15 protein-coding genes are annotated in these 26844 nt (G+C 66.6%); all 15 read right to left on the reverse strand.

Going from position 1 to position 26844, the window contains the following annotated elements; genetic code table 11:
• The coding region (locus ACFPPB_RS18410; protein WP_377329793.1) for a sugar porter family MFS transporter at positions 1-866 on the reverse strand (866 nt) is incomplete at its 3' end.
• Between the two features lie 100 nt (positions 867-966).
• Positions 967-2115 carry a galactonate dehydratase gene (gene dgoD, locus ACFPPB_RS18415; protein ID WP_377329795.1) on the reverse strand — a complete coding sequence of 383 codons (1149 nt, stop codon included), beginning with the start codon at positions 2113-2115 and terminating at the stop codon, positions 967-969.
• A gap of 49 nt (positions 2116-2164) precedes the next feature.
• Positions 2165-3133, reverse strand: a complete 969-nt coding sequence (locus ACFPPB_RS18420) for a 2-dehydro-3-deoxygalactonokinase (RefSeq protein ID WP_377329796.1) — start codon at positions 3131-3133, stop codon at positions 2165-2167.
• Positions 3133-6033: a TIM-barrel domain-containing protein gene (locus tag ACFPPB_RS18425; RefSeq protein ID WP_377329798.1), complete on the reverse strand. Its 2901-nt coding sequence runs from the start codon at positions 6031-6033 to the stop codon at positions 3133-3135. The genes ACFPPB_RS18420 and ACFPPB_RS18425 overlap by 1 nt, the downstream gene beginning before the upstream one ends.
• Before the next feature lie 3 nt (positions 6034-6036).
• The gene (locus ACFPPB_RS18430) at positions 6037-8598 is read right to left on the reverse strand and encodes a glycoside hydrolase family 3 C-terminal domain-containing protein (protein WP_377329799.1); all 2562 of its coding nucleotides are present in this window, start codon (positions 8596-8598) and stop codon (positions 6037-6039) included.
• A gap of 18 nt (positions 8599-8616) precedes the next feature.
• Complete coding sequence (locus tag ACFPPB_RS18435) at positions 8617-10221, reverse strand: DUF5597 domain-containing protein (RefSeq protein ID WP_377329801.1); 1605 nt, start codon at positions 10219-10221, stop codon at positions 8617-8619.
• 8 nt (positions 10222-10229) lie between these two features.
• Entirely contained in the window at positions 10230-12182 is a 1953-nt protein-coding gene (locus ACFPPB_RS18440) for a sialate O-acetylesterase (RefSeq protein ID WP_377329803.1), read from the reverse strand.
• Positions 12179-14434, reverse strand: coding sequence for a cellulase (locus tag ACFPPB_RS18445; RefSeq protein ID WP_377329805.1), 2256 nt, complete (start codon positions 14432-14434; stop codon positions 12179-12181). Before ACFPPB_RS18445 ends, ACFPPB_RS18440 begins: the two co-directional genes overlap by 4 nt.
• An 814-nt stretch (positions 14435-15248) precedes the next feature.
• Entirely contained in the window at positions 15249-16946 is a 1698-nt protein-coding gene (locus ACFPPB_RS18450; protein ID WP_377329807.1) for a glycoside hydrolase family 43 protein, read from the reverse strand.
• 260 nt (positions 16947-17206) lie between these two features.
• Positions 17207-20191 (reverse strand): TonB-dependent receptor, encoded by a 2985-nt coding sequence (locus ACFPPB_RS18455; protein WP_417715091.1) that lies wholly within the window; start codon positions 20189-20191, stop codon positions 17207-17209.
• Between the two features lie 286 nt (positions 20192-20477).
• Positions 20478-20804, reverse strand: coding sequence for a hypothetical protein (locus tag ACFPPB_RS18460; protein WP_377329809.1), 327 nt, complete (start codon positions 20802-20804; stop codon positions 20478-20480).
• Between the two features lie 4 nt (positions 20805-20808).
• A complete protein-coding gene (locus tag ACFPPB_RS18465) occupies positions 20809-22434 on the reverse strand; it encodes a family 43 glycosylhydrolase (protein ID WP_377329810.1) in 1626 nt (541 codons plus the stop codon).
• A 5-nt stretch (positions 22435-22439) separates the two neighbouring features.
• Positions 22440-23858: a sugar porter family MFS transporter gene (locus ACFPPB_RS18470; protein ID WP_377329812.1), complete on the reverse strand. Its 1419-nt coding sequence runs from the start codon at positions 23856-23858 to the stop codon at positions 22440-22442.
• A gap of 76 nt (positions 23859-23934) precedes the next feature.
• A complete protein-coding gene (gene xylB / locus ACFPPB_RS18475) occupies positions 23935-25440 on the reverse strand; it encodes a xylulokinase (protein ID WP_377329814.1) in 1506 nt (501 codons plus the stop codon).
• 42 nt (positions 25441-25482) lie between these two features.
• A complete protein-coding gene (gene xylA / locus ACFPPB_RS18480; protein ID WP_377329826.1) occupies positions 25483-26826 on the reverse strand; it encodes a xylose isomerase in 1344 nt (447 codons plus the stop codon).
• Positions 26827-26844: the final 18 nt, after the last annotated feature.

Consider the following 26844-nt stretch of genomic DNA (forward strand, 5'->3'; position numbering starts at 1 on the left):
TGCGATTCGGTGTTGTAGCCCATCCCTTCGAAAATGCGCGGTGCGTAATACATCACCACGTTCATGCCGGTGAACTGCTGCATCACCTGCAGCAGCACGCCCAGCCCCACCGAGCGGCGGAAGTTGCGGTTCTCCAGGAACAGGTGCCAGCCGAGCTGCGGCGTCTTCAGCTGTTCTTCGATGTCGGCTACCTCGCGCGCCACGTGCAAGGCATCGCCACGCAGCTTCAGCAGCACGTCGGTGGCTTGCTGCCGGCGTCCGCGCATCATCAGCCAGCGCGGGCTGTCCGGCAGCATGAACAGGCCGAGCAGGAACAGCGCGCCGGGAATCGCGATGATGCCCAGCATCCAGCGCCAGTTGCCGCTGTAGCTGAGTGCGGTATCGGACAGGAACGCGACCAGGATACCGATGGTGATCATCAGCTGGTACAGCGAGATCATCGCGCCGCGGATGTACTCCGGCGCCACCTCGGCCAGGTACAGCGGCGCGGTGAACGTGGCGATGCCGATCGCCAGGCCGAGGATCAGCCGGGCCGCGACCAGCGTCTCCGGCGACCACGCGCCGCCGCTCAGCAGCGAGCCGAGCACGAACAGCACGCCGCCGAGAATCAGCGAACGCTTGCGGCCCAGCGCGGCGGACATCCAGCCGGCCGCCAGCGCGCCGAGCGCGGCGCCCAGCATCATCGCGCTGACGATCCACTCGATCATGTGGTCGGAGATGCCGAATTCGGCCTGGATGAACTGGGTGGCGCCGGAGATCACGCCGATGTCCAGCCCGAACATCAGCCCGGCCAGCGCGGCCAGCACGCAGGTGAAGATGACGGTGGTTCTGGGTCGCAGGATGGCGGTTGCGGCGATGACGTTCATGGATTCTCCCGGGATTCGGAATGCGTTCGGCAACTGCGGATGCAGGTGGCTGATGGGTTCGTGGCGGGATGGGTTCGGCCGGCGCACGTCGTCGTCGCGCTCACCATTCCGCCACGCTGCCGTCGTCGTGCCGCCAGATCGGGTTGCGCCAGCGATGGCCTATGGCGGCCCGCTCGTCGACGTAGGCCTGGTTCACCGTGATGCCCAGGCCCGGGCCTTGCGGGATGCGCACGAAGCCGTCCGCATAGGCGAACACGCTGCGATCGCTGACGTAATCGAGCAGATCGTTGGTGGCGTTGTAGTGGATGCCCAGGCTCTGCTCCTGGATGAAGGCGTTGTGGCAGATCGCGTCCAGCTGCAGGTTCGCGGCCAGCGCGATCGGGCCCAGCGGGCAATGCAATGCCAGCCCCACGTCGTACGCCTCGGCCATGGCGGCGATCTTGCGCGTCTCGGTGATGCCGCCGGCGTGCGACGGGTCGGGCTGGATGATGTCGACGCCGCCGATCTGCAGCACGCGCTTGAAGTCGTAGCGCGAATACAGCCGCTCGCCCAGCGCGATCGGCGCCGGCGAGATCGCGGCCAGCTCGGGCAGGCATTCGAGGTGTTCGGACAGCACCGGCTCCTCGATGAACATCAGCTTGAACGGCGCCAGCTCGCGCATCAGCACCTTGGCCATCGGCTTGTGCACGCGGCCGTGGAAATCCAGGCCCAGCCCCACGTGCGGACCGACTGCCTCGCGCACGGCCTGCACGTTTTCCAGCACGCGTTCGACCTTGTCGTGGGTGTCGACGTACTGCATTTCCTCGCTGGCATTCATCTTGACCGCGGTGAACCCGCGCGCCACCGCCTCGCGGGCGGCCTTCGCGGTATCGGCCGGACGGTCGCCGCCGATCCACGAGTAGATGCGGATGCGCTCGCGTACCGGGCCACCGAGCAGCGCGTGCACCGGTACGTCCAGGTCCTTGCCCTTGATGTCCCACAGCGCCTGGTCGATGCCGGCGATCGCGCTCATCAGCACCGGGCCGCCGCGGTAGAAGCCGCCGCGATACATCACGTTCCAGTGGTCCTCGATATGGCGCGGATCCTTGCCGACCAGGTAGTCGGACAATTCCTCGACCGCGGCGGCCACGGTGTGCGCACGCCCCTCGACCAGCGGCTCGCCCCAGCCGCTGATGCCGGCATCGGTATCGATGCGCAGGAACAGCCAGCGCGGCGGCAGCAGGAAGGTGGTCAATCGGGTGATCTTCATGATTGTGCTCTTTGCATCTGCGATGCCCATGCCTGCAGCCATGGGCCGATCACAGCTTCGCTCCGTGGAAACGTGGTTGCGGCAAGGCGGCCGCGGTCAGCCCGGCGCTGCGCGCGATCTGCCACAGGCCCAGCGCGGCGGCGCAAGGCGGCGGCAGCGCCATGCCCAGTTCGAAACAGCTGGCCGCGGCGGCGTAGCGGTGGCACAGCGGCGCGTTGCCGATCAGCTGCAGCGGCGTGGCGTGGTCGATCCGGCCGGCCGCCAGCGCAGCGCGCAGCTCCTCGCCGATCAGCAGGCCGGACAGATAGTCCGGCACCGCCTGCTGCGCGAGCCGCCCGGCCAGCACCAGCGCACGCGCCGAAAACAACCGGCTCAGCGCACCGGCCGCGCCGCTGTCGCGCGCGGCTGTCACGCCGCGCAGGAAGGCCTCGTGGTCGATCGGCGGATCTTCCGCGCCGAGGCCGGCGCCGAGGATGGTGTGATGGCGCACCGCCGCGTACAGCTCGCCGGTCATGCTGGTGGTGAAATCCACCACGCGGCCGTGGCGCACGCTGACCCATTTGCTGTGGGTGCCCGGCAGCAGCAGCGCCGAGCGCACCGCCAATGCCGGTTGCAGCGCGAGCGCGCCGAAGATCTCGGTTTCCTCGCCGCGCATCACGTCGGCGCTTGGGCCGTGGCGCAGTCCCGGGATCAGCTGCAGGCGCCGGCCGCCGGCGCTGTCGACGAAATCGAGCGCGCGCGCTACCGCGTCGAGGCCGGCCGGCAAGTCGACGTAGGGCACCTCGCGCCAGCCGTCGCGACTGCCGACCATGCCCGAGGCCAGCAGCGGGCACTCCGGCCAGCCGGCCAGCACATCATCGAGCGCCTCATCGAAGCCACCGGGCGGCAGCCGGCGGATGCCCCAGTCGCGTGCGCGGGTTTCCAGGATTCCGCCCTGCTCGTCCAGCAGGTACGCGCGCAAGCTGGTGGTGCCCCAGTCCAGGCCGATCAATTCCGCTCGCGGCGCACTGATGTTCATCAAGCCTGCTTGTCCCTGCGGACGGTGATCGCCTCGCCGGTGTAGTCGACGCCCTGCTCCGCCTTGGCATCGAAATCCGTCGCCGTCGGCGTGGGACCGGAAAGCCAGCGGATGTTGAAGCGTCGTGTCACCGGCATGCCGGGATAACTGCCTTCGCGCTTGCCGATGCTGAGCGTGCCGCTGGCCTCGTCATAGCTGAGCGGGATGCGCGAGTACGCACCGTGCTCGTAGTCGTAGGTCGTGCCCTGATCCTCGTATAGCGAGAACGTGCCGTCGGCGCCGGTGTAGACGGTCAGCGTGATCGGCGCGTCCGGCTTCTCGCCGGTGTACTGGATCGCCGGGCCGATCGGCACGATGGCGCCGGCACGCACGAACAGCGGCATGCGCTCCAATGGCGCGTCCGCCTTGATCGTGTTGCCGCCCTCGTAGCGCTTGCCGGTGTAGAAGTCGTACCAGCCGCTGCCGGCCGGCAGGTAGACGTCGCGGCTGCGTGCCTGGTATTCGGTCACCGGTGCGACCAGGAAGGCCGGGCCGAACATGTACTCGTCGTCGATGTCGCGCACTTTGGCGTCGTTCGGAAAATCCATCACCAGGCCGCGCATGATGGTGCCGTCGCGGAAGTAGGTGTCGGCCGCCAGCGTGTAGATGTACGGCATCAGGCGGTAGCGCAGCTTGTCGTACCAGGCCAGCGCGTCATAGACGTCCGAACCGACCGGCGCGAGGTTGAAGATCTCGCGGTTCACGCCTTGCCCGTGCGAGCGGAACAGCGGCATGAAGGAACCGAACTGGAACCAGCGCAGGTTGATCTCGCGCCACTCCTGCAGATTCTTTGCGTCCGGTTTCTCGTAGCGTGTCTCCAGCGCGTAGCCGCCGATGTCGGTGGTCCAGTTGGGGATGCCCGACAGCGAGAAGTTGATGCCGGCGGAAATCTGGTCGCGCAGGTTGCTCCAGCGCGCCACCACGTCACCGCTCCAGCCGGCCGCCGCGTTGCGCTGCTCGCCGGCGAACATGGAGCGGGTGAGGATGAACACGCGCTTGTCCGGATACGACGCGCGGCTGCCCTGGTAGACGGCCGTGGTGGTCATCAGCGAGTAGGAGTTGAAGAACGCGGCGCCCGGCCCCAGCGCGGTAGGGCCCATGCGCAGCTTGCGCTCGTCGATGTCGAGGTTGGATTCGATGTCCGGCTCGGTGGCGTCCATCCACCATGCATCGACGCCGAGGTCGCCGAGATTCTCGCGGATCTGCCGCCAGTAGATCTGCCGTCCCTCGGCCGAATACGGGTCGTAGAACGAGCTGAGATAACCCGGGCCGACCCAGTCCTTGGCGCCGGCTTCGACGTTGCGGCGGTACATGTGGCCCTTGGCGTCGAGCTCCTTGTAGTTCGCGGTGGTCGGATAGAACTTCGGCCACACCGAGATCATCAGGTTCGCGTGTTCGGCATGCACCTGGCCGATCATGCCCTTGGGATCGGGAAAGCGCGTCTTGTCGAACTGGTGCGAGCCCCAGGCGTCGTCCTTCCAGTAGCGCCAGTCCTGCACGATGTTGTCCAGCGGCAGCTTCAGCTCGCGGTAGCGCTTCACCACACCGAGCAATTCGTCCTGGGTCAGGTAGTGGTCGCGGCTCTGCCAGAAGCCGTACGCCCAGCTCGGCAGCATCACCGCCTTGCCGGTGACCTCGCGGTAGCCGGCGATCACGTCGTCCAGGTTGCTGCCGTCGATGAAGTAGTAGTCCACCGCATGGCCCAGCTCCGAGAACAGCGACAGCTCGTTCTGCTCGGCCGCCGGCAGCGGGTCCTGGTGATCGAGCGCGATGTAGCCCGACTGCGGTGTCCACTCGATGCGGATCGCATGCTTCTCGCCGGGCTTCATCGCCACGGAGAAATCGCGGTACCACGGGTTCCAGCTCTGGCGCCAGTCGTCCAGCACCAGCTTGTCGTCGACGTACAGCTTGAAATAGCCGCTGGCGTACAGGCGGAACTTGTGCAGGCCGGCGACGTCGGACGCCACCGCACCTTTCCACTCCACCGTCTGGCCCGGGCCGCCGGTGATGCCCTTGCTGTCCTTGAGCTGGTCCGGCCAGTGCGTCAGATCCTTGAGGTATTCGTAGTTGACCTCCGACTCGACCCGGCTGAGCCTGAGTTTGCCGTCGACGTAGTAGTTCGCGGTGAAGCCGCCCGGCTTGCCGTCGGCGTCGAACACTTTCAGCTGCTTGTCCAGCATCTGGTACGGGCGGGGATCGCCGAATCGGGTGATCGAGTTGTTGTCCCACAGCAGGCCGTAGTGGCGGCTGGACACCACGAACGGGATCGCGATGTCCATGTTGTGCTGGGCCAGTTCGACGTCCTTGCCCTTGTAGTTCATCGTGCCCTTCTGGTGCTGGCCCAGGCCATAGAACGCCTCGTCGTCGGGCGAGGCGAACTGCTGGCGCACCGCGTAGAACGACTGGCCCTGCACGGCGACCGGCGTGAACGTGCGGCCGTTCGGCTGCTCGGCCAGGATGACCTTGCTGTCCTTGTCGAGAAACTGCACGGCGCCGGTGGCGGTCGCCACGTCGGCGGTGATCGCGGCGGTTTTCAGGCGCACGTGGCCGGCATCGCTGCTGACGCTGAACTGCTTGTCGCCACCGCTCTTCACCGCCATCAGGCTGGCCGGCAGGTCGAAGCCGCCGCCGGGAATCGCGGTGACGTGGATGATCCTGTCGCCGACCACTTCGAGGCGAACCTGCTTCGCCGCGCCGCCGGTATCGACGATCACGCCATCGGCGATCTGCCGGAATTTCGCCTGCGCCGCGCTGCTGTCATGGGGTGCCGTGGCCTGGTGCGCACCGGTGTTGCCGCTGCACCCGGATACCAGGGCGATGGCGAGCAGGCCGGCCAGCATGTTCATGGAAATGCGATACATGATTCAGTCTCCAAGCGTCAGGTCGGCTGACAGCGGGGTATGGTTCGAGGCGTCGCCGACGTAGACCTTGAAACGGCCCGGGTCGACCTGCCATGCATGGTGCTTCACGTCGTAGTACGCGAACGAACGGCGATCCAGGGTCAGCGTGACGTGCCCGGTCTGGCCCGGCTGCAGCCGCACCTTGCGGAACCCCTTCAGCTCGCGCGCCGGCCGCGCCACCCTGGCCGACGGATCGCCTACGTAGACCTGCGCCACCTCGGCACCGGCGCACCGGCCGGTGTTGGTCACGTCGAACGACACGCTCACCGTGTCGCCGGCCTTCGCCGCGACCGGCGACAGCCGCAGGTTGGCGAACGCGAAGGTGGTGTAGGAAAGCCCGTAGCCGAAGGCGAACAGCGGCTGCGCCTTCTTAGGATACGAGGTGTACCAGCGGTAGCCGAGGAATACGCCCTCGCCGTACTTCACGGTGGGGTTGCTGCCGGGCGGGTGCGGCGGGGCGTCATAGAAATCGTGGGTGGGGTTGTCCTTCCACTCGCGGCCGAAGCTGATCGGCAACTTGCCTTCCGGCGTGTGCGCGCCGAACAGCACCTCGGCGATCGCGCGACCGCCCTCCTGGCCGGGATACCAGCTCTGCAGCAGCGCGGGTACCTTGGCCAGCCAGCCGTCGGTAGCGTAGGCGTCGCCGGAGTTCACCGTCACCACGGTTTTCTTGTTGGCCGCCGCCACCGCCTCGATCAGCGCCTCCTGGCCCCACGGCAGCTGGAACGTGCGATCGAACGCCTCGCTCTCGGAGGTGGGATCGAAGCCCACCGCGACCACGGCGGCATCCGCCATCGCCGCCATCTTCCTGGCGTCCGGCGAGATCAGCTGATCCAGCGCGATCACGCCCAGGCCCATGCGGCTGTAGCTCACGTCGGGTTTGTAGTCGAGCCGGATCGTCACCGGCTTGCCGGCGACCAGGTCCAGCGTGACGTACAGCGGCGCCTGGCCTTCGCGCCGCGGCTGTTCGATCACGTTCCTGCCGTCGACGAACAACTGGTAGGTATCCAGGCTGGCGGCGGCGGTGAGGAACAGGTACTTGCCGCCATGCGCGGGCACGAAGCGGCCGCTCCAGCGGATGCTCTTGCGCTCGGTCGCCGACGTCGTCCACAGCTCCGGCTTCCACTGGTCGACATGCGCGTCCACGCCGGATTCGGCGGGCTTGCCCTGGAAATCGCCGTTGGCGAAGGTCTGCCGCTGCAGGCCCTGGCCGCCGTCCGGGCCGACGAAGACCGACTGCTTGAACACCTCGTCGGCGGACGGCAGACCGCGGCTGTACAGCACGCGCACCTTGTCGCCCAGCTGATGGGTGATGCCGCTTAGCACGCTCTGCGCCTCGAACGTATCGACGTGCGAACTGCCGCCGGCACTGGAGATCGCGGGGAAAGCGTTGGGACCGATCACCGCGATGGTCTTGAGCTTGCCCGCATCGAGCGGCAGCACGTCGTGCTCGTTCTTCAGCAGCACCAGCCCCTCGCGCGCGGACTGCAGCGCCACCGAATCGTTGTCGAGGCTGAACAGCGGCAGCGACAGATCTTTCTGCGGCCGGTCGAGGAAGCCGAAACGCACCGCCGTGCGCAGGATCCGGCGCACCTTGTCGTTCAATACGTCCTGCGACAGCTTGCCGTCCTTCAGCTGCGGCAGCAGCAGTTGCGGCGTCATCGCCTCGGCCGACGGCATCTCCAGGTCGAGGCCGGCGTTGAACGCCTTGATGCCGTCGTGGGCAGCGCCCCAGTCGGACATGAAGATGCCGTTGAAGCCCCATTCCCGCTTCAGGATGTCGTGGCTGATCGTGCGGTTCTCGCTGAGGTAGTCGCCATTGACCAGGTTGTAGCTGCTCATCACCGCACCGACGTGCGCGTCCTTCACCGCCATCTCGAACGCGGGCAGGTAGATCTCGCGCAAGGTGCGTTCGTCGATGATCGTGTCCAGGTGGCGGCGGTCGTATTCGGAATTGTTGGCCACGAAATGCTTGATGGTGGCGACCACGCCCTGGCTCTGGATGCCGTCGATGAAGCCGACGCCCATGCTGCCGGCCAGGAACGGATCCTCGCTGTAGTACTCCATGTTGCGGCCGTTCTGCGGGGCCCGATGGATGTTCGCGCCCGGGCCGAGGAAGAAGTGCACGCCGCGCGCGCGCGCATCGCGGCCCATCGCCTCGCCCACCCGCTGCGCCAGCTGCGGATCCCACGACGCGGCCAGGCCCACACCGGCCATGTAGGCGGCGGACGGGCCCACCGAGCGCACGCCGAACGGGCCATCGGACATCTGCATGCGCGGCAGGCCGGCGGCCGGCTCGGCGCGGATGAACATGTTGTCGACGCCGCCGATCAGGTCGACCTTCTGTTCCAGCGTCAGCTTGCCCAGCATCGCATTCACTCGTTGCTCGACGGCCGGCGAGTCCGCGACCGGGCCCGAGGCGGTGGGCACGGCGGCATGGGCGAGCATCGGGCCCAGGCATGCCAGCAGGATGACCGACAGGATGGCTGGCAAGATGGCTGGCAATATGGGGGACCGGTGTTTCATGCGCACAAGCTGCGTCCTTTAATACGTGGCCAGCGTGACCCGCAGGACCTGCGGCTGGCTGGTGAAGTTGAGTCCGTAGTCGGTCTGGTCGCCGTTCCACTCGCGAATGAAATGCCACTGCCCGTTCTCGTAGCGGCCTTCCTCGACCCGCTCCAGCAGGAAGCGCACGCCGTCGCGCCCCTTGGCCGGCATGAAGTCGACCCGCGCGTGATAGCCGGTCACCAGGTATTCGTTCTTGCCCAGCTGGGCGATCAGTACGCCGCCCAGCTTTTGCTCGTTGCCCTTGGGCGGGTCCATGCCGAATTGCGGCTGGCCGTAACCGATGTGCACGCGCCAGTCGCCCAGGTCCAGCGTCTGCTCGTGGATGCTGTCCGGCTCGGACGCGCCCCATACCTTGCCTTCGACACTGAGCCCGGCGATGAGGCTGCCCAGCGGAGCCAGCAGCTCGTAGTTGGCGGCGAACGGCTTGATCGTGTCCGCGTCGATCGTCTTCGCGCCCAGCGGCCAGTTCGAATACCGGGTGTAGTCCATGCCGAACGGCGAGAAGCCGATGCTCTGCTGGCCCAGCGCGGCAAAGACATAACGCGCATAAGCCGTGTCGTTGCCGGTTTCGGCGACGAACAAGGCGTTGTCGTCGCGGCGATAGCGGCCCAGCACAGCGGTGTATTTCGGGTATTCGCGCAGGTAGATGTCGGGCGCGACGAAGTCCAGCGACGGTGCCGCCGCGCGCCAGATGCCGAGCACGTTGTCGGTGGGGCCACCGCTGGAATAGCTGCCCGGCGGACCGGGATGGAACGGATCGCGCAGCGCCGCGTTCGCGTACATCGGCAGGTCGTAGACGGCCTTGCCGGCAGCCGCCACTTCGCCGATGTAGTGCGCGACCGCCCACGCAAACGAATACTCCGCCGCATCCTTGCCGAACACCTGGCTCCAGCTGCCGGCCGCCTTGCCGGTCTTCTGCAGCACCGCCGCCGGCACCGGCGACTGCAGCAGCTGGTCGCCGGCGGCCGAGTAGTCGCGGTCGGTGCCGTAGCTGCCCGATTCGTTCTCCACTTGCACCATGATCACCGTATGGCGGTCGCCGTCGATCTTGCGCAGGTGCGTCATCAACGCCACGAACGCACTGCGGTCGGCCTCCAGCGTGGCGCTGCCGAACGGCGACAGCGAGTTGAGCGTCGAGCCGTCTTTCTTCACGACGCGCGGGTAGCGCCGGTTGTCCAGCTTCACCCAGGCCGGCGCGTAGCTGGGCCCGTTGTTCTTCCAGGTGGCGAACCACAGCAGCACCACCCGCACGTTGTGCTCGCGCGCCTGGGTCAGCAGCGTGTCGAGGAAACTGAAATCGAACTGGCCCTGCTTCGCCTCGATCTGGCCCCAGCTGATCGGCACCTGCACGGTGTTGGCGTGCAGCGCATCGATCGCCGGCCATACCTGCGGCAGCATCTGCGGCCAGCCGCTGGAATTGTTGACCTGTGCGCCGAGGACCAGAAATGGCTTGCCGTCCACCATCAAGGCGTGGCGACCGTCGCGATCGACGATGCGCGGCGCCTCGGTGGCGCGTGCGGCGCATGACAAGGCGGCGGCGAATAAGGTGCAGGCCAGGTATCGAAACAGCGGTGGGCGCATGGGCAACCTCATGGCGAAGCGGTGCTGCGGAATGGCACGGCGGGCAGGCCGTCGCGATTGGCCAGGTCGGCCTGGTCCGGGTTGTCGCTCCACGCATAGCGCACCGCGACGGGATGCGCGACGGCGTCGCTGGACACCACCACGCGGTCGCCGTCGATGTGCGCCTGCGCGGGCTGGTAGCGCATATCGGCGCCGGCGATCTCGAAGCCATTCACCGCGTTGCCGGGCGCGTTCCCGCCGCCGCGCACCGCCAGCGGCTCGCCCTGCGTGTCGAAGGACACGATGGCGTTCCCCGTCTCGACACGCAGCTTGCGGAAGGTCGGTCCGGCATCCACCACCGCGTCGCCGAACACCACGCGGCGCGCGGCCAGCGCGAGCCGGTGTCCCACATCCTGCTTGTCGGTCGGATGGATGTTGTCGGGATTGCCGATGTCGATGGTCACCGCCTGGCCGGTGTATGGCAGCGACAACGCGGCGGACTGCGACTCGCGCAGCTCGGCCCATGGACTGTTCTGCGCCGTGTCGCCGCCGCTCTTGAAGTTGGCCAGCTGCACCCACAGGAACGGCAGCCGCGGCTGCTTCCAGTCCGCCCGCCACGCCGCGATCATCGCCTTGAACTGGGCGTGGTAAGGCATCGCCTGCCCGGCCAGCGCATTGGCCTCGCCCTGGTACCAGAGCACGCCGCGCAGCCGATAGCCGAGCAACGGATGGATCATGCTGTTGTAGAGCAGCGTGGGCGTCACGTTGCGGTTCTCGGTGGCCACCAGGCGCACCTCGGCGGGGCGGAAGCGCCACTTGCCGCTCAGCGGGCGCCGCGTACCGCCGGCCGGCTGCACATAGAGCTCGGTGGCATCGCCATGGATGCCGCCGCCATTGCCCAGGTCGTCGACGCGGATCGCGATGCTGTTGCTGCCCGCATGCAGGAACGCCGGCGGCACGCGATAGACGCGCGCCTGGTTCCACTGTTTTTCCGTTTCGCCCGCCAGATGGCCGTTGACGTAGCTGCGGTCGGAATCGTCGACTTCTCCCAGGCCCAGCGTCACGCCTTGCGCCGCTTCGGTGGCGCTCAGCGTGAACTGCGTGCGGTACCACGCCACGCCGTCCATGCCGTAATAGCCGGCGCCTTCCCAGTACGCCGGCACGGCGATGGTCGCCCAGCTGGACTCGTCGGTTTTTTCGGCGGCCCAGGCCGGCTTGCCGCTGGCGTCCAGCGCATCGCCGTGTTGCGCCGGCCAGCGCGCGAGGCGCTGGCGCGTCTGCGCCAGCTTCGCTTCCTCGTCGGCGTTTTCCTGCTTCAGCCTGGCGACGAGTTCCCTGGGATCGACGTGACCGGTGCGCGCGTCCGTCCAGGCCTCGATGCTGCTGCCGCCCCAGCTGCTGTTGATCAGGCCTTGCGGCACGCCGGTGCGCGCCTTCATGTCCTTGGCGAAGAACCAGCAGACGGCGGAGAACTTGCCCACCGTGGCGGGACTGGCGGCTACCCAGCTGCCGCCGGCGAGCCGCTGCTGCGGCTGCACCGACGCGCTGTTCGGTATCTTGAAATGGCGGATGGAAGAGTCGTTCGCTTTCGCCTCCTCGGCCGCCGCGTCGCGCCCTTCCGACACCATGAACTCCATGTTCGACTGGCCCGAGCACAGCCACACGTCGCCTACCAGCACGTCGCGGACGGCGCGGTGTTCGCTGCCGTCATCGACGTCCAGCCGGTACGGCCCGCCCGCCGCATGGCGTGGCAGCGTCGCGTCCCAGCGGCCCTTCGCATCGGCTACCGCGGTGGCGTGCGCGCCGTCGAAAGCGAGCCTGACCCGCGCGCCCGGTGTCGACCAGCCCCACACGTGCATGGGCAGGTCGCGCTGCAGCACGGCACCTTGCGAAAACATCAGCGGCAGTTCCAGCTTCGCCTGCGCCGCCGCCGGCAACAGCAGCGCCAGCAGCAGCGCGCCGGACAGGTACAAGGGCTTCATGGAGCGGACTCCACCGGCTCGCCGTAGACGATGCCGCGCCCGCCGGTGGCGAAATACACGCGGCCGAATACGCGCGGGTCGCCGGTGAGATGGCTGATCCGGCCATAGCGATGCGCATCGTCGTCGATGCGCCGCCAGTGCCGCCCGCCATCGACGGAACGGAACAGGCCTTGCAGGCCGTCCTGTCTTCCGGCCGCGAACAGCGTTGGCGTGAAGCTGCCTGCGGCGGGCTTGCCGAAACCGAAGGCGTCGACGCCGGTCAGACCGGGCAAGCGCTGCTGCAGCTGGCCCCGATCGTCTCCGCGCAGCAGGGGCAGGTCGCGGGCGACCAGGTACAGCACGCCGGCAGTGTCCGGCGCAGCCTGCAGTTGCACCTGGTCGTGTCCGCGCGCGGCATCGCCCAGGGCGCCCCCGATCGGCGCGAACGTGACGCCGCCATCGCGGCTGGCGAAGATCGCGCCGGCATGTCTGTCGAACGCGTAGAAACGTTGGGGATCGACACGATCGCCCAGCACGCTCATGTGCCCGTTCAAGCCCTGCGCTGCCTGCCAGTGCTTGCCGAAATCGCGGGTCAGAAAGACATGCTGCGCGTGATCCGGCGCCCACAGCACGCTGCGGCCATCCGCGGCCAGTGCGATGCTTCCCGCACCCTCGCCCCCACCCTCGCCTTGGGACGGCTCGCTGGCGAATGCCTGCCAGTGCCGGCCGCCGTCGCCGGACCAGGCAGCGCGAACCGCCGGCCCGAAAGGCTCGCGCAGGTAACCGCTGCGCACGATCACCGCAGGCCGCTGGCCGGCATAGTCGATGCTCTCGGCATTCGCGTAGCGCGGCGGCGCCTGGAACTGCAGCGGCGCGACGTCGAGATCGTCGTGGCGGTAGCCGTCCAGATCGCCCACCGCGCTGAGCAGATGCGCGCCTTGCGGCGGGCTGATCAGGCCCAGCGGCACGGTTTCTTCCAGGCCGCGATCCTGGAACCACCAGTGCACCGCGCCGCCCTTGTCGAAGGCGCGCATGTCGCGCGAAGCCCAGATGCCGTAGCCGGTGACGAACATCACATGGTCCGGATCGAACGGGTCGATCACCACCGTGCTCATCCAGTGCGGCGTGTGTTCGGCCGTCCAGACGGCTGCGCCGTGATCGAACGAGGATCGCGCGAAGATCTCTTTCCAGTGTTCGCCACGGTCCGTGCTGCGGAACAGCAGGTCGTGCGGCTCGTAGCGGTGGAAGGTGCTGGCGATCAGCACGTTCGGGTTGGACGGATCGACCGCGACATCGCCCCAGCCGAAACCCGATGGGGTGCTTTTGCTCGACACCGGCGTGATGTCGGTCCAGCGGCCGCTCGCGGGCTGCCAGCGCCACACGGCGCCGTCGCTCATGGTGTCCGGGCCCGGCTGGTCGCCATAGCTGAGGTAGTAGTTGCCATCACCGGCGCGATGCATATGGCTTGGGCGCAAACCCCTGGGCTGGCCCGGAACCTCGCTCCAGCTGCGGCCGCCGTCGGTGGAGCGGAACAAGCTGGTATCGCGGGTGGAGACGCCGGCGTAGATCACCGGTGTCGGCCCGCCCCGCCGGCCGCCGGCCGGCTCGAACACCACGAACACGATGCCGATGGGCTGCGTGCGCCAGTGGTTCCGCGCGCTGGCGGACGGCGACATCGCGACCGATGGAAAGCCGTCCACTCTCGCCCAGTGCGCACCGCGATCTCCGCTGCGCCACAGGCCGGCGTCGCGCGAGCCGAGGAACAGCACGCGGCCGTCGTTCGGATCCACCGCCAGGCGTTCGCCGTTGCCGCGGCCCAGTTCGTTGCCGCCCAGCTTGAACGGCAGGTCGGTGCGCTCGAAGTGGTGGCCACGGTCGTGCGAGCGCAGGATGGCGGCGTTGCCCGCCTGTAGGGTGGTATAGGTGCCCGCGGCGAGGTAGACGCGTTCGGGATCGGAAGGATCCAGCGCCAGGCTGTCGATGCCGAACAGGTTTTCATCGCGTGCCTCGAGCCAGTCGGTCAGCGGCACCCATTGCGCGCTGGCCCGGTCCCACCGATACGCGCCACCCACGTCGGTGCGCGCGTAGCAGAGGCCCCGCTCGGCGGGATGGCAGACCAGTCCGCTGACGTAGCCGCCACCCCCGATGCGCACGTTGTGCCACGCATAGGAAACCCGTTGCGCAGCCAGCGGCAGCGATGCAGACAGGCAGAGCAGCAACAGGCCGCGGGAAACCAGACGAATAGTGGTGGTCGGTTTTGGAAGGCGCATCATGTCGTCAGCCAAGGCGGGCCGGCAACCCGCAAGGGAACGGGTTGCCGGCAGATGGGCGAGGAGCAGGGTTGTCGATCCGGGCCTTCACGCTCAGCACGCGGTCATTGATCTGCCCGTCATGCGGGAGTGTGTGAAGACCGAATTTGCCAGCCCGCCCGGTATGGCGCGGATTCGACGCGGCAGTCAGCGACACGCACCAGCGCCGTGAGCTGGCATGTACATCTTGTCGCGCGGTACTGCCGAACCCGTCGTTCACTTGGCTCCTCTCCGATGATTGTTCGCTGACCGCGGGACTTGAACATGTCGACCCGTTCGCCAGCGATGGCCTGGGCGACAACAACGTTCCCGGAATGGCTCGCCCATGCGCACGACCTGCTTTGCCCTGAAACGCGCCACATGGTCTGAACCGTGCAACATGCATGCTCCGGTTGTGGGCGCAGAGATGCAATTGCAAAATTGGCCAGAGTGCCTGATGTTTCTTCTTTTGCACTTGCCGCAATAGGCGGCCGTTTGCTCTCGTCGGATACTTGCAACGGCCCGCGCTTCCCACCGGTCCACCAAGTTTTCGTTACCACGGAAACGGTGGCCGCTCTTGAGCGCGACGGCACTCGATGGCGCTTCGCAAGAGCGTGCTTCGACAAGCTCGGCAGTTCGTTCGGTGCAGCTCGCCGTTGACCACGGTCTTGGCGCCTTTGTGGCCTGCCTTCGGCCAGCATCACCTCTCTTTCTACGCTGCCATTCGCGGTTGAAGTCTTCAACGACGCCGCGCGGCATGGCGGCATCGTCGCCGCCATGCCGCGCACCACGATGCTGCTCAATCACCATGTATCTTCTGCGAGCCGGCGCTGGCCGCTGACTGCAGATAGGCGTAGGGGCCAAACGTGGCGCCGGTGAAACCACCTGCCGTTGCGGCGCTCAGCAAGCTGGCGTCCAGCCCGCGCAGCAGTACGTGCCAGCCGCCGGCGTTGACGGCGTAAAAGACGTCCAGGCGCGGACCATCCACCTTGAAACGGATGGAGACAGCGGTGGCCTTGCCGGGCAAGTCGACATGGCCGAGCGCGGCACCCGCAAGCGGATCGTCCTTGCTCGCGCGCCGATACAACTCCAGCACCTCGCCCGACCCGTGGCGGACGATGCCCGCCGCATAGAAATGGGTTTCGTTTTGCAACATGGCGAGCCCCGCCTGTTCGCCCAGAGCCATGTCACGCACGTCGAAACAGGCATCGATCGTGGCCCGGTGATGCTGCAGGCGATGCGCGATGTAGGCTGGCTGGCCGGACGTGTCGTCGCCCAGCGGCACCGCCGACGGCTGGATACGCAGGCCTTCGCGGCCGGTGGCATACCAGGACTGATGGGGAGGGTGGAGCGTCATCCACTGCATGGGCAAGGTCGGCGCACGGAAGCGCTCGGTCCAATGGAAAGGCCCACTGATCGGCAGCGCTTGAGGCTCTCGCGGCAAGTCAGGTCGCCGTTCCACCATGGGAACCGACTTGCCGTGCGGCAGGATCACCGGCCAGCCATCATGCCAGGTCACCGGCAGCAGGAAGGTCTCGCGGCCCAGGTTGTACTGGTTACCGCGATACGGCAGTGTTCCCAGGAATACCGCCCACCAGGACCCATCCTTCAACTCGACCAGCTGCGCGTGCCCCGTCGATGTCACGGGGTGCCGCCGGCCGGGCCCGAGGTCGCGCTGGGTCAGGATCGGATTGCCATCCCACGGCACGTAGGGGCCGGTGATCTTGCGGCTGCGATAAATCATCTCGGCATGCTGTTCGCCGGTACCGCCCTCGGCCGTGTTGAGGTAGTAATAGCCGCCACGGCGAAACAGGTGGGGGCCCTCGACATATTGCGGTTGGGTGGCGGGTTTCGCGCCGCCATCCACCAGCACCTTGCGCGGCCCGATCATCTTCATCGAGGCGACGTCGAATTGCTGGATCCAGATCGCGCGATGCCCTTCGTAGCGCGGCTTGCCTTGAGGCATGCCGTTGTTCACCACCCATGCGGTGCCGTCCTGGTCGAAAAACAGCGACGGATCGATCCCTTCGAAGCCCAGCCAGACGGGGTTTGACCAGGGCCCGGCGGGATTCTTCGCCGTGATAAGGAAGTTGCCCTTGTCGCAGTAGAAGCAGGTATTGGTGATGTAGAACGTATCGCCGTGGTGGCTGATCGACGCGGCGAACAAGCCGCCGGTCAATTCACCGTGGCCATAGTTGATCTGGCCGGGTCGGTCGATCGCATTGCCGAGCTGCGTCCAGTCGACCAGGTCCCGACTGTGGAAGACGGGCAGTCCGGGGAAGTAGCCGAATGTGGAGTTGACCAGGTAGAAATCGTCACCGACCCGGATGACGGATGGGTCGGGATAGAAACCCGCCAGCACCGGATTGCGATATTGCGTCGGCAAAGGCGCCGGACCGCCATCGTCGCCGCGATAGCTGATTTCCTTCACGACGACGGATGCGGCAGCCATTTGGCACAGCAGTGCGCAGAGCACGCCAGGCACGAATCGTTTCATTCCGCTTCCCTCTTGGGAATCTCGAATAACCTGGCTTCCGGCACCCGTAGGAGCGCACCCTGTGCGCGAAAGCCCGGTGCGATGCCGCGACGGGGTTCGCGCACAGGGTGCGCTCCTACAAAGCCGGCGCCACCGATGTGCAAGGGTGTAGTGGTGGACGGCCGCAGCTGCGGTCGATGCCCAGGCGATGCCGGTACCGAGCCTGCATGGCGTCCCGAGGATGAGCCGCCGGAACATGCGACGGCTCAGGCACTGCACGATCAGAACGTCGCGCGCAGCGTCAGCGCATAGCGGGCATCGTTCACGTACCAGGAAGTGACGTGCTTGCCGGATGCATTCTGATCCATGATCGTGCGCTGTTCGGCGTTGTTGAGGTTGTTCATCTCCAGGCCGAGCTTCACGTGCTCGTTGAACGCGTAGAAGATCGAACCGTCCAGCTGCCCGTAGGCATCGGCGAATACCGGCAGCTTCCACGGAATGCTGTTGTCGGTACCGTTGTAGCCATTCGGACCGATCGACAGCAGATACTGGCTGCGCCAGTTGTAGGCCAGCCGGATTTGCCACGGACCGTGCTCGTAGAAGCCGGCGACATTGAGGGAATCCCTCGACAGGCCATCCGCCGGCAGGCTGCCGTATCCGGAGCCATCCGTATCCACCGGCACCGCCGTCGTGTCGTTCGGCACATGGGTCCTGCTTCGGATGTAGGTGTAGTTCGCCGACATGCCGAAGCCTTTGACCGGCAGGAAATCGAAGAACTGGTTCCAGCCGATTTCCGCGCCATCGATGGTCGCCTTGCCGACGTTCACCGGACGGGTGACCAGGTACTGGTAGCTGTTGCCGTCGACACCTGGATACGTCACAAAGTGCGACTCGTTGCGGAAATAGTCGCTGATCCCCTTGTGGAACAGGTTGATCCAGGCCATGCCGCCGCGGTCCTGGTCGAAGTACCACTCCAGCGACAGATCGAACTGGTTGGCCTTCATCGGCGTCAGGTACGGATTGCTGTTGGAACTGCTAGTTAGCGTCAGCTTGTCGAGCGGCAGGGTGGTAGTGCCGGGCGGCGGCGTATAGCCCGACAGCACGGCGGCACTGAGAATCTGATAGGCCTGCATCTGGCTGAAGTCCGGCCGCGCAACCGCCTTGGAGAAGGCAAAACGCGTGATCCAGTTCGGCGCGAGTTCCCACTTCACGTTCAAGCTGGGCAGGACGTCGGTGTACTCGTTGCGGGCGCTGATGGGAGCGGACTGGCCCGTGCCGAGATAAGGCGCAAACGCCTGGTTGGGATACACCAGGAAGCCCTGGCTGGCATTCCTGGTCTTCACCGCACGCACGCCGATGTTGCCGCTCAGGCCGATATCGTCAACCCCGAAGTCGAGCATGGCATACGCCGCGTAGGTTTTTTCGTGCTGAAGATTGGTGTGCGCGGCATCGAGCAGCGTGGGCTGGTACGGGACGTTGTAGCCGCCACCGATGTAATACGGGATGGCAGCATTGTGGATGTCCGCATAGCTCCCCGGGTAACCCAGCGCGGTCGACGGCACCGGTGCATAGAATGCGCCCGGGATGCCAGCGTCGCCCTTGTAGAAGTTCTTGAACGTGTCCAGGTGCACCAGGCTGGTATTTACGGTGCCGTTCAAGTTGAGGCCAGGCAATGCGCCGCTGGGCAGCGCCCAGCCTTGCATCCAGGTCTGGAACACGGGCTTCCAGTTGTAGCCCGTATCGATGTTGTCGGCACTACGGTTGGTCAGGCGCACGCCCCCCCTCACCCCTTGCACGAACCCATCGACGAAGGTGTGGTCAATGTCGGCGCGCCAAGCCAATTCCTTCGCATAGTTCTGATTCTGGTGGTCCATGGTGAACCCCCAGTAGTAATTGGCGGGGTTCCCGGTGAAGGCGGAATCGACGCCGATGTGCGGCGGGTTGCTGCCGTTCAGGGCGACGTCGATGTAGGGCACGTTGGTGCCCAGGGCCACCGTGGAATCCAGGCTGTTGGTGGTGGCCTTGACGAACTGCAAGGAGCTCGCGAGTTCGGTGCTGGTGCCCAGCCGCCACTTCATCCCGGTGGAAAAGTCCGTGGTCTTGGAGTGGCTGTTGGATGCGCGGATGTCGGTGCCCATCGGCATGCCGCCGTCCTGGGTGAGGCGACCGGACTGGAACACGCCGCCATTGACCTGGCTCGGCTGGCTGGCGTCCACCATCACCTTCGTCGGGTCGTTGCTCACGAAGATCGCATCCTCGTTCCAGACTTCGTGGTATTTGCTCTGGAATGCGGTGGCGTAAAGGTCAAGATTGTTGCTGGGGCGCCACTGGAAGGCCAGATAGGCGCCATCGCGCTTGCGATCGTAGAGCAAGGTGCGCCAATCGGCGCCGCGCGGCACCCACGTGCCACTTGCGTTCTTGAAGAACGGCCGCACGAACAGCCCATCGGTACGCGTTGCCAGGCGCGAATCGGCGACGTCGACGAGGAAGCCCATGTCGCCTAGGCTGGTGTGCCAGCGATTGCTGTAGAGCACCGAAGCGGACGGCTTGTACTTCTTGACGAAGTCGCCGTAGTTCTCGCTGACGGACGCGGCGATCTTCTGGCCTTGGAAGTCGAACGGCATGAAGGTGCGCAGGTTCACCGTGCCGCCCAGGCCGCCCTCGATCATCTCGGCCGTCTGGTTCTTGTAGACGTCGACGCCGGACATCAGTTCCGACGGCACGTCCTGGAAGCTGAGGGCGTGCCCGCCGTTGGCGGAGAAGATGTCGCGGCCATTCAATTCGGAACGCACCTGCGTGAGGCCGCGCACCTGCACGCCGTTGCCTTCGGCCGAGAAGTGTTCCGGATCGCCTTGGGAGAGGAAATGGTCGATGGTGACGCCGGGAATGCGCGCCAGGGTTTCAGTGACGCTGCGATCCGGCAGGGCGCCGATGTCCGTGGCGGATACCGAATCGACGAAGGTGTCGGCGTCGCGTTTGATGTCCTGCGCCTTCTCGACTGATGCGCGGATGCCGGTCACCACGACCGCGCCGAGTTGGGTCGCTGCCTTCTTCTGGTCCGCCTTGGCCTTCCTGGCGGCCGCCTTCGACGCGACAGCCTGCTCCGCGCCTTGGCTGCCGGTGGCGGCGGGCGTGGTCTGCTGTGCCCATGCCTGTGCCGGCATGTAGAGCATCGCCACGCTGATCGCGATGGCCATCGAAAGACCCGTGCGCCGCAGCTGCACGGATGTCTGTTGCCGAACCTTGTTGCTGGACCGATCGTTCACCTGTTGCCCCTCCCAATGATTGTTCGCTGATCGCGGGACCTTCATTGCGGGCTGGCGCATCGACGATGGCTCCAGCTGCAACGGCGTTCCCCGGATGACTCTTGCGGACGCACCACCCCGTTTCTCTCGGAAACACGCCATACGGTCTCGGCGATGCGTTACGCGTTGCATGCTGCGGTGGCGGGTGCAGGGGCGCAATTACGAAATTGTCCAGCGCGACTCACGTTTCTTCTTTTGCGTTCGCCGCAAAACAGCGGCGATTCCGGCTGTTCCGCCTCTGCGGTCGTCATTTGCAAGGAGTCGACGCGATCCCGCCACGGGCGTGTGCAGGCAAGCGGACACGCGCGTCGATGGGGTCGAAACCACGCGCCGACGCTGGGGAATCCGTGGTCGCGCGACTCGCCGTCTTGATCAGCTGCGCAGCGCGCAGCGCGACCGCGGTTGATCGGCGGCGGATGCCGCGCTCTGCAACCGTATCGTGCTGCATGCCAGCAAAACAGCCGCGACGCGATGCAGGGCAGCTGTTGCCGATCCGGATCGCCAGCAACAGGTTCAGCCCCTCACGACGATCGGCCGGCAGGCATCGACGTCGATCATCGGCGGACCCGGCCATTCGTTCAGCTCAGTTCGATCGCGCGGTACGTGAAGTCGCGGACCACAAGGCTGCCTTCGTTCGCGCTGTAGATGCCGATCCTCAAGCCGAGGAAACCTCCGAAGACATTGTGGTGCAGGCCGGAGACTTCCATGCGCAGGCCGTGCTGGACCCAGCTCTTGCCGTCGTCGTGGGAGTGATGGAAGGTGATGACGTTGCGGTCATTGGTCAACCGTATGCGTACGCGGGAGGTCGGCATCGGCGCGCGCATCCAGGGCAGCTCGCCGGCGTATTCGAACGTCTTCAGTTCGCGCGGCGAGAACCCGATGCCGACGAAGGCCTTCGGGCTGTAGAACAACAGCAGGCCGCCTTCGGCATTGCCGACCAGGTCGAGGGCGGCTTCCGCGACATAGGAGCGATCGCCGGGTATGCAGCACAGTGGCGTGCTGTCCGCGGGCGAGGTTCCGCTGGCCGCCAGATGCAGTGCGCCCGCGTCATGGCGCACCCGTCGCATCCCATTCGAGCCGGGGTCGTGAAGGCTCCACTGCACACCGAACTTGTTGTGTGAAAAGTCATCCGAGAGTGCCAGCCCCGACGGACTGCTGGCGCCACCGCGCGGTTTCGGCAAGGGCCGCGAAAGGTCGCCGCCGGTGGCCCGGAACCAGCCGTCGGCGGTCCACTCCATCGGCTCCAGCAGGGTTTGCCGACCCAGTGTGCGGAAGCCGTTTTCGTAGCCGTGATACACCATCCACCAGTCACCCGCCGGCCCTTCGACCAGGCTGGCGTGGCCGCGCGACCACCATGGCTCGTCCACCGACTGCGTACGCACCAGTGGGTTATGCGGACAGTTCTCCCACGGGCCATGCACCGATCGCGATCGCGCCGCGATCACCATGTGGCTGGTGGGTGGACCGGCGGTACCGCCGACGGCACTGACCAAATAAAACCAGCCTCCGTGGCGAATCAGCTTCGGGCCTTCGGGCGCGAAATCCTCCACCGCCCAGTCCTGCGGATATCGCCAGGGGGTGTATGCATGTTCGAGTGTGCCATCCGTGGCCAGTCCGTCATCGGTGAGCCGGATCATGCGGATGCCGTTGACGAACAGGTAGCGCTTCCCGTCCTCGCCCACCACATGCCCCGGATCGATGCATCCGGCGATCTTCAGGTCGATCGGGTCGCTCCAGGGGCCTTCGATGTGATCGGCCCAGATCACGTGGATCGACCAGTCCCCGCCGTCGGCGGCGGCAGGGATATAGATGAAGTATTTGCCCTGGCATTTGCACAGGTCCACCGCAAAGACGTTGCCTAGCGGCTTGTTCAGCGCCGCCGTCAACGGCGTCCAGTTGAGCAGATCCGTGGAATGCCAGATGACCAGGCCGGGACACGCCTGGAAGGGCGTGAATGTCATGTAGTAGTCGTCGCCATCCTTGAGGATGGTCGGATCCGGGTGATCGCCGGCCACGATGGGATTCAGATAGGTCCCATTGCCCAGATCGGCGCGACGCTGACCCTCGATGCCGGTCCGCCGGCGGGCCGCCGTCCCGTGGCCGGGGCCACACGCGACGGCGGCGGCTGCCCTGAGCGAAAACGGCGCGGCCGCCGCACCGGCCAGCAGCATCTTGAAAACATCTCGGCGGGACGCGTCCACCATGCTAATCATCCCTGCATCTGTTCGAGTTCCTTGCCGTTGGTCTCGTCGACATACTTGATCACGAAAACCACCGACAGCAGCGCGGCGACGGCGTAGATGCCGTAGGCGCTGGCCAGGCCGATGCCGGCGAGCAGGATCGGGAAGGTGATGGTGATGACGAAGTTCGCCGTCCATTGCGCCGCGCCGGCGGCCGCCAGTGCCGAGCCGCGGATCTGGTTGGGGAACATCTCGCCCAGCATCACCCACATCACCGGACCCCAGGAGACGTTGAAGAACACCACGTAGGCGTTCGCCGCCACCAGCGCCAGCACGCCCATGGGCCCGGACAAGGCCAGTTGCCCACCGGCGCCCGTGCCGGCACTGGCGAACGCACCGGCGACCACCGCCAGCGTCACGGTCATGCCGGCCGAGCCGATCCACAGCAGCGGCTTGCGTCCGATCCGATCGATCAGCATCAACGCCACCAGGCAGGCGCCGATGCTCAGCGCACCGGACAGCACGTTGATCAGCAGGGCGTCGCTCTCGGAGAAACCCACCGCCTGCCACAGCACGGCGCCGTAGTAGAACACCACGTTGATGCCGACCAGTTGCTGGAACGTGGCCAGGCCGATGCCGACCCAGACGATGGGCCGGATCCGGCGGCGGGTCTGGTCGAACAGGTCGCGCAGCCGAGGACGGTGATCCGCTGCCAGCGAACCCTGGATGTCAGTCAACGTGAGCCGCGCCGTGAGATCGCCGTAGAGGCGTGTCAATACCTGCAGCGCCTGCTCCTTGCGACCCTTGGCCACCAGATAGCGCGGACTCTCCGGAATGCCCACCAGCGCCAACAGGAACAGCACGGCCGGAGTCATCTCGATCCAGAACATCCAGCGCCAGGCCTCGAAGCCCCACCACAAAGGTTTGACCGAAGACCCGGCGATGCCGGCCAGCGCATAGTTGCTGAGGAAGGCAGCAAACAAGCCGGAGATGATCGCGATCTGCTGCACCGTGGCCAGCCGGCCGCGATAGCGCGCCGGCGATACCTCGCTGATGTAGGCCGGCGACATCACGCTGGCCGCACCCACCGCCAGCCCGCCGATGATCCGGTAGATCACGAAGGCGGTGGACGTGCCGGCAATGCCCGATCCCCAGCCGGAGAGGATGAAGCACAGCGCCGCGCCGATCAGCACGCTGCGGCGGCCGTACAGGTCGGCCATGCGTCCGGCGAAGAACGCACCGGCGGCGCAGCCCAGCAGCATCGAGGCGACATTGAAGCCGGTACCGAAGGAGTCCGCGTGGAACGCCTTCTGCAGTCCCTCGACGGTGCCGTTGATGACGCCGCTATCGAAACCGAACAGGAAGCCGCCGATGGTGGCGACCAGACTGATCAGCACGATGAAGCCGGTATTTTCGCTGCTTTCTTGTGTTGCGACGGCAACGTTCATGCCTGTTTCCCCGGATAATGTTTCTGCGTGACCGACAAAGGATCGACTGTAGCAGCGCGCCGGCTCCGGCCTGACCTCACGGCGCGCGTCCGCTGCCTTCGGCAGCGGAATCGTCGCGACGCAACCCGCTGAGCCGCGCGTAGAGTTCGCGAAACACCGGTTGGCGCCGCGCGAGGTATTCCTGGTGGCGGTCCATGTGCGGTTCCAGCACCTGCAGCAGCGGCGGTAGCGGGCAGGCGACGGCGGGATCCTCGTCACCGTCCACCGCCATGCGCGCCAGACGAGCCGCGCCCAGCGCGGGACCGACGTCGCCGCCGCCGTGCAGCTGCAGCGGTCGGCCGAGAATGTCGGCCAGCATCTGCAACCAGTAGCTGCTGCGCGTGCCGCCGCCGATGACGCTGATGGGCCCGATGTCCGCGCCGGCCGTGCGCACCGCCTCGATGCCGTCGAGCAGGCCCAGGCCCACGCCTTCCAGCACCGCATGCACCATGTCTTCGCGCCGCGTGCCCGGGGTCAGTCCATAGAACAGCCCGGCGGCGTGCACATCGTTGTGCGGCGTGCGTTCGCCGTTGAGATAGGGCAGGAACCACGGCCGCTGCGCATGCATGGGCGCGGCTTCTGCCGCCTCGAGCATGCGGCCGACGCTGTCATGGCCGCCCCAGCGCGCGGCGACGTCCAGGCAGCTGGCGGCGTTGAGCATCACCGACATCAGGTGCCAGGTATCGGGCAGCGCGTGGCAGAAGCTGTGCACGGCCTGCTGCGGCCGCGCGTGGAAACCGTCGGACACCGCGAAGAACACGCCGGAGGTGCCCAGCGACAGCATCGCCTGACCCGGCCGCACCACGCCCATGCCGACCGCGCCGGCCGCATTGTCGCCACCACCGGCGGCGATCGCCACCTCGCCCATCGACCAGCGTCGCGCCAGCTCGCCGCGCAGGTAGCCGGTCACCCGCGAGCCTTCCGCCAGGCGCGGCATCTGCGCCACATCGAGACCGCAGGCGGCCAGCATCGCCGGGCTCCAGTCGCGCCGGCCCACATCCAGCCACAGCGTGCCGGCCGCGTCCGAGGGATCGCTGACGAAGTCGCCGCTCAGCCGGTAGCGCAGGTAATCCTTGGGCAGCAGCACCTTGTCGATGCGCGCGAACAACGCCGGCTCATGCCGGCGCAGCCACAGCAGCTTCGGCGCGGTGAAGCCGGGCATCGCCAGGTTGCCGGTGATCGTGCGGAACTCCGGCACCGCCTCCAGCTCGGCACACTCGGCCTCGCTGCGGCCGTCGTTCCACAGGATCGCCGGACGCAGCACGCGACCGGCGGCGTCCAGCACGGTGGCGCCGTGCATCTGCCCGCTGAGCCCGATCGACTCGATCGCGGCCGGAGCCAGCCCCTGCTGCACGGCGATCAGCATCAGCTGGTCCATCGCCTGCAACGTGGCCTGCCACCAGTGTTCAGGATCCTGCTCCGACCAGCGCGGTTGCGGCCGCGAAATCGCCAGCGGCGCGCTGGCGCTGGCGCGCAGCGCGCCGTCGCGACCGAGCAGCACCGCCTTGACGGCGGAGGTACCGAGATCGATGCCGACGAACATCAGTCAAACGCCTCGCGGGAGCGGTGATGCATGGTCATCGTCTCAACCGTGGATAAAGCGGTTGACCAGGTTCTCCAACCGCTCCTGTTCGCCGCTGACGTGGCGCGGGTTGAAGCCTTGCGCCAACGCCTCTTCGCTGACGCTGGCCAGGCTGCTGGATCCGGCCAGGATGCGCTGGCCCAGCTCGCCGTCCCAGCCGGCGTAGCGGCGCGCCCTGAATTCGCCCAGCAGGTCGCGTTCGACCATGTCGGCAGCGCGCAGCAGCGCCAGCGCCAGCACGTCCATCGCGCCGATGTGGCCATGGAACAGGTCGGCCGGGCTGCTGCTCTGGCGCCGCACTTTGGTGTCGAAGTTCATGCCGCCGTTGCCGAAGCCGCCGGCCTTGAGGATCTCGTACAGCACCAGCGTGCACTCCTCCACGCTGTTCGGAAACTGGTCGGTATCCCAGCCGTTCTGCGGGTCGCCGCGGTTCGCGTCGATGCTGCCGAACACGCCCAGCGCGATCGCGTTGGCCACCTCGTGGTGGAACGAGTGCCCGGCCAGGGTGGCGTGGTTCGCCTCGATATTGGTCTTGATCTCGCCTTCCAGCCCGACATCCTTGAGGAAGCCGGCGACCGTGGCGACGTCGTAGTCGTACTGGTGCTTGGTCGGCTCCTGCGGCTTCGGCTCGATCAGGATGTCGCCGCCGAAGCCGAGCTTGTACTTGTGCTCGACCGCCATGTTCATGAAGCGCCCGAGCTGCCGGCGCTCGCGTTTCAGGTCGGTGTTGAGCAAGGTGTCGTAGCCCTCGCGGCCGCCCCACAGCACGTAGTTGGCGCCGCCCAGCCGCTGCGTGGCGGCCATCGCATGCGCGACCTGGGTGGCCGCATAGGCGAACACCTCCGGCTGCGGATTGGTCGCCGCCCCGGCCGCGTAGCGCGGGTGCGAGAACAGGTTGGCGGTGCCCCACAGCAGTTTTACGCCGGTCTGCGCCTGTTTGGCCTCCAGCACGTCGGTCATCCGCGCGAAGTTGTCCACGTACTCGCGCAGGCTGCCGCCCTCCGGCGCCACGTCGGTGTCGTGGAAGGTGTAGAACGGCGCGCCGAGGCGGCCGAAGAAATCGAAGGCGGCATCGGCCTTGGCCAGCGCATTCGCCGTCGGCTCGCCGGCGGCATGCCACGGCCGCTCGAAAGTGGGCTGGCCGAACATGTCGATGCCGGGCCAGACGAAGCTGTGCCAGTAGCACACCGCGAAGCGCAGGTGCTCGGCCATCGTCTTGCCGAGCACGCGCCGGCCGGCGTCGTAGTGGCGGAACGCCAGCGGCTGTTCCGCGCCCGGTCCTTGGTAGCGCACCGGTGCGATGGAATCGAAATACGACATGGGGTTTCCTTGCAGTGAACGGGTGATGGGGACGATGGCATCGCC

This window comes from Rhodanobacter terrae (genome assembly GCF_042657005.1).
In the GTDB taxonomy this organism is placed as follows: domain Bacteria; phylum Pseudomonadota; class Gammaproteobacteria; order Xanthomonadales; family Rhodanobacteraceae; genus Rhodanobacter; species Rhodanobacter terrae.

What these genes read in the sequence shown, in the direction of transcription:
- dgoD (WP_377329795.1), bottom strand. Translation starts at nt 2,115, where the DNA reads ATGAAGATCACCCGATTGACCACCTTCCTGCTGCCGCCGCGCTGGCTG.
- ACFPPB_RS18420 (WP_377329796.1), bottom strand. Translation starts at nt 3,133, where the DNA reads ATGAACATCAGTGCGCCGCGAGCGGAATTGATCGGCCTGGACTGGGGC.
- ACFPPB_RS18425 (WP_377329798.1), bottom strand. Translation starts at nt 6,033, where the DNA reads ATGTATCGCATTTCCATGAACATGCTGGCCGGCCTGCTCGCCATCGCC.
- ACFPPB_RS18430 (WP_377329799.1), bottom strand. Translation starts at nt 8,598, where the DNA reads ATGAAACACCGGTCCCCCATATTGCCAGCCATCTTGCCAGCCATCCTG.
- ACFPPB_RS18435 (WP_377329801.1), bottom strand. Translation starts at nt 10,221, where the DNA reads ATGCGCCCACCGCTGTTTCGATACCTGGCCTGCACCTTATTCGCCGCC.
- ACFPPB_RS18440 (WP_377329803.1), bottom strand. Translation starts at nt 12,182, where the DNA reads ATGAAGCCCTTGTACCTGTCCGGCGCGCTGCTGCTGGCGCTGCTGTTG.
- ACFPPB_RS18445 (WP_377329805.1), bottom strand. Translation starts at nt 14,434, where the DNA reads ATGATGCGCCTTCCAAAACCGACCACCACTATTCGTCTGGTTTCCCGC.
- ACFPPB_RS18450 (WP_377329807.1), bottom strand. Translation starts at nt 16,946, where the DNA reads ATGAAACGATTCGTGCCTGGCGTGCTCTGCGCACTGCTGTGCCAAATG.
- ACFPPB_RS18460 (WP_377329809.1), bottom strand. Translation starts at nt 20,804, where the DNA reads ATGGCCGGGTCCGCCGATGATCGACGTCGATGCCTGCCGGCCGATCGT.
- ACFPPB_RS18465 (WP_377329810.1), bottom strand. Translation starts at nt 22,434, where the DNA reads ATGGTGGACGCGTCCCGCCGAGATGTTTTCAAGATGCTGCTGGCCGGT.
- ACFPPB_RS18470 (WP_377329812.1), bottom strand. Translation starts at nt 23,858, where the DNA reads ATGAACGTTGCCGTCGCAACACAAGAAAGCAGCGAAAATACCGGCTTC.
- xylB (WP_377329814.1), bottom strand. Translation starts at nt 25,440, where the DNA reads ATGTTCGTCGGCATCGATCTCGGTACCTCCGCCGTCAAGGCGGTGCTG.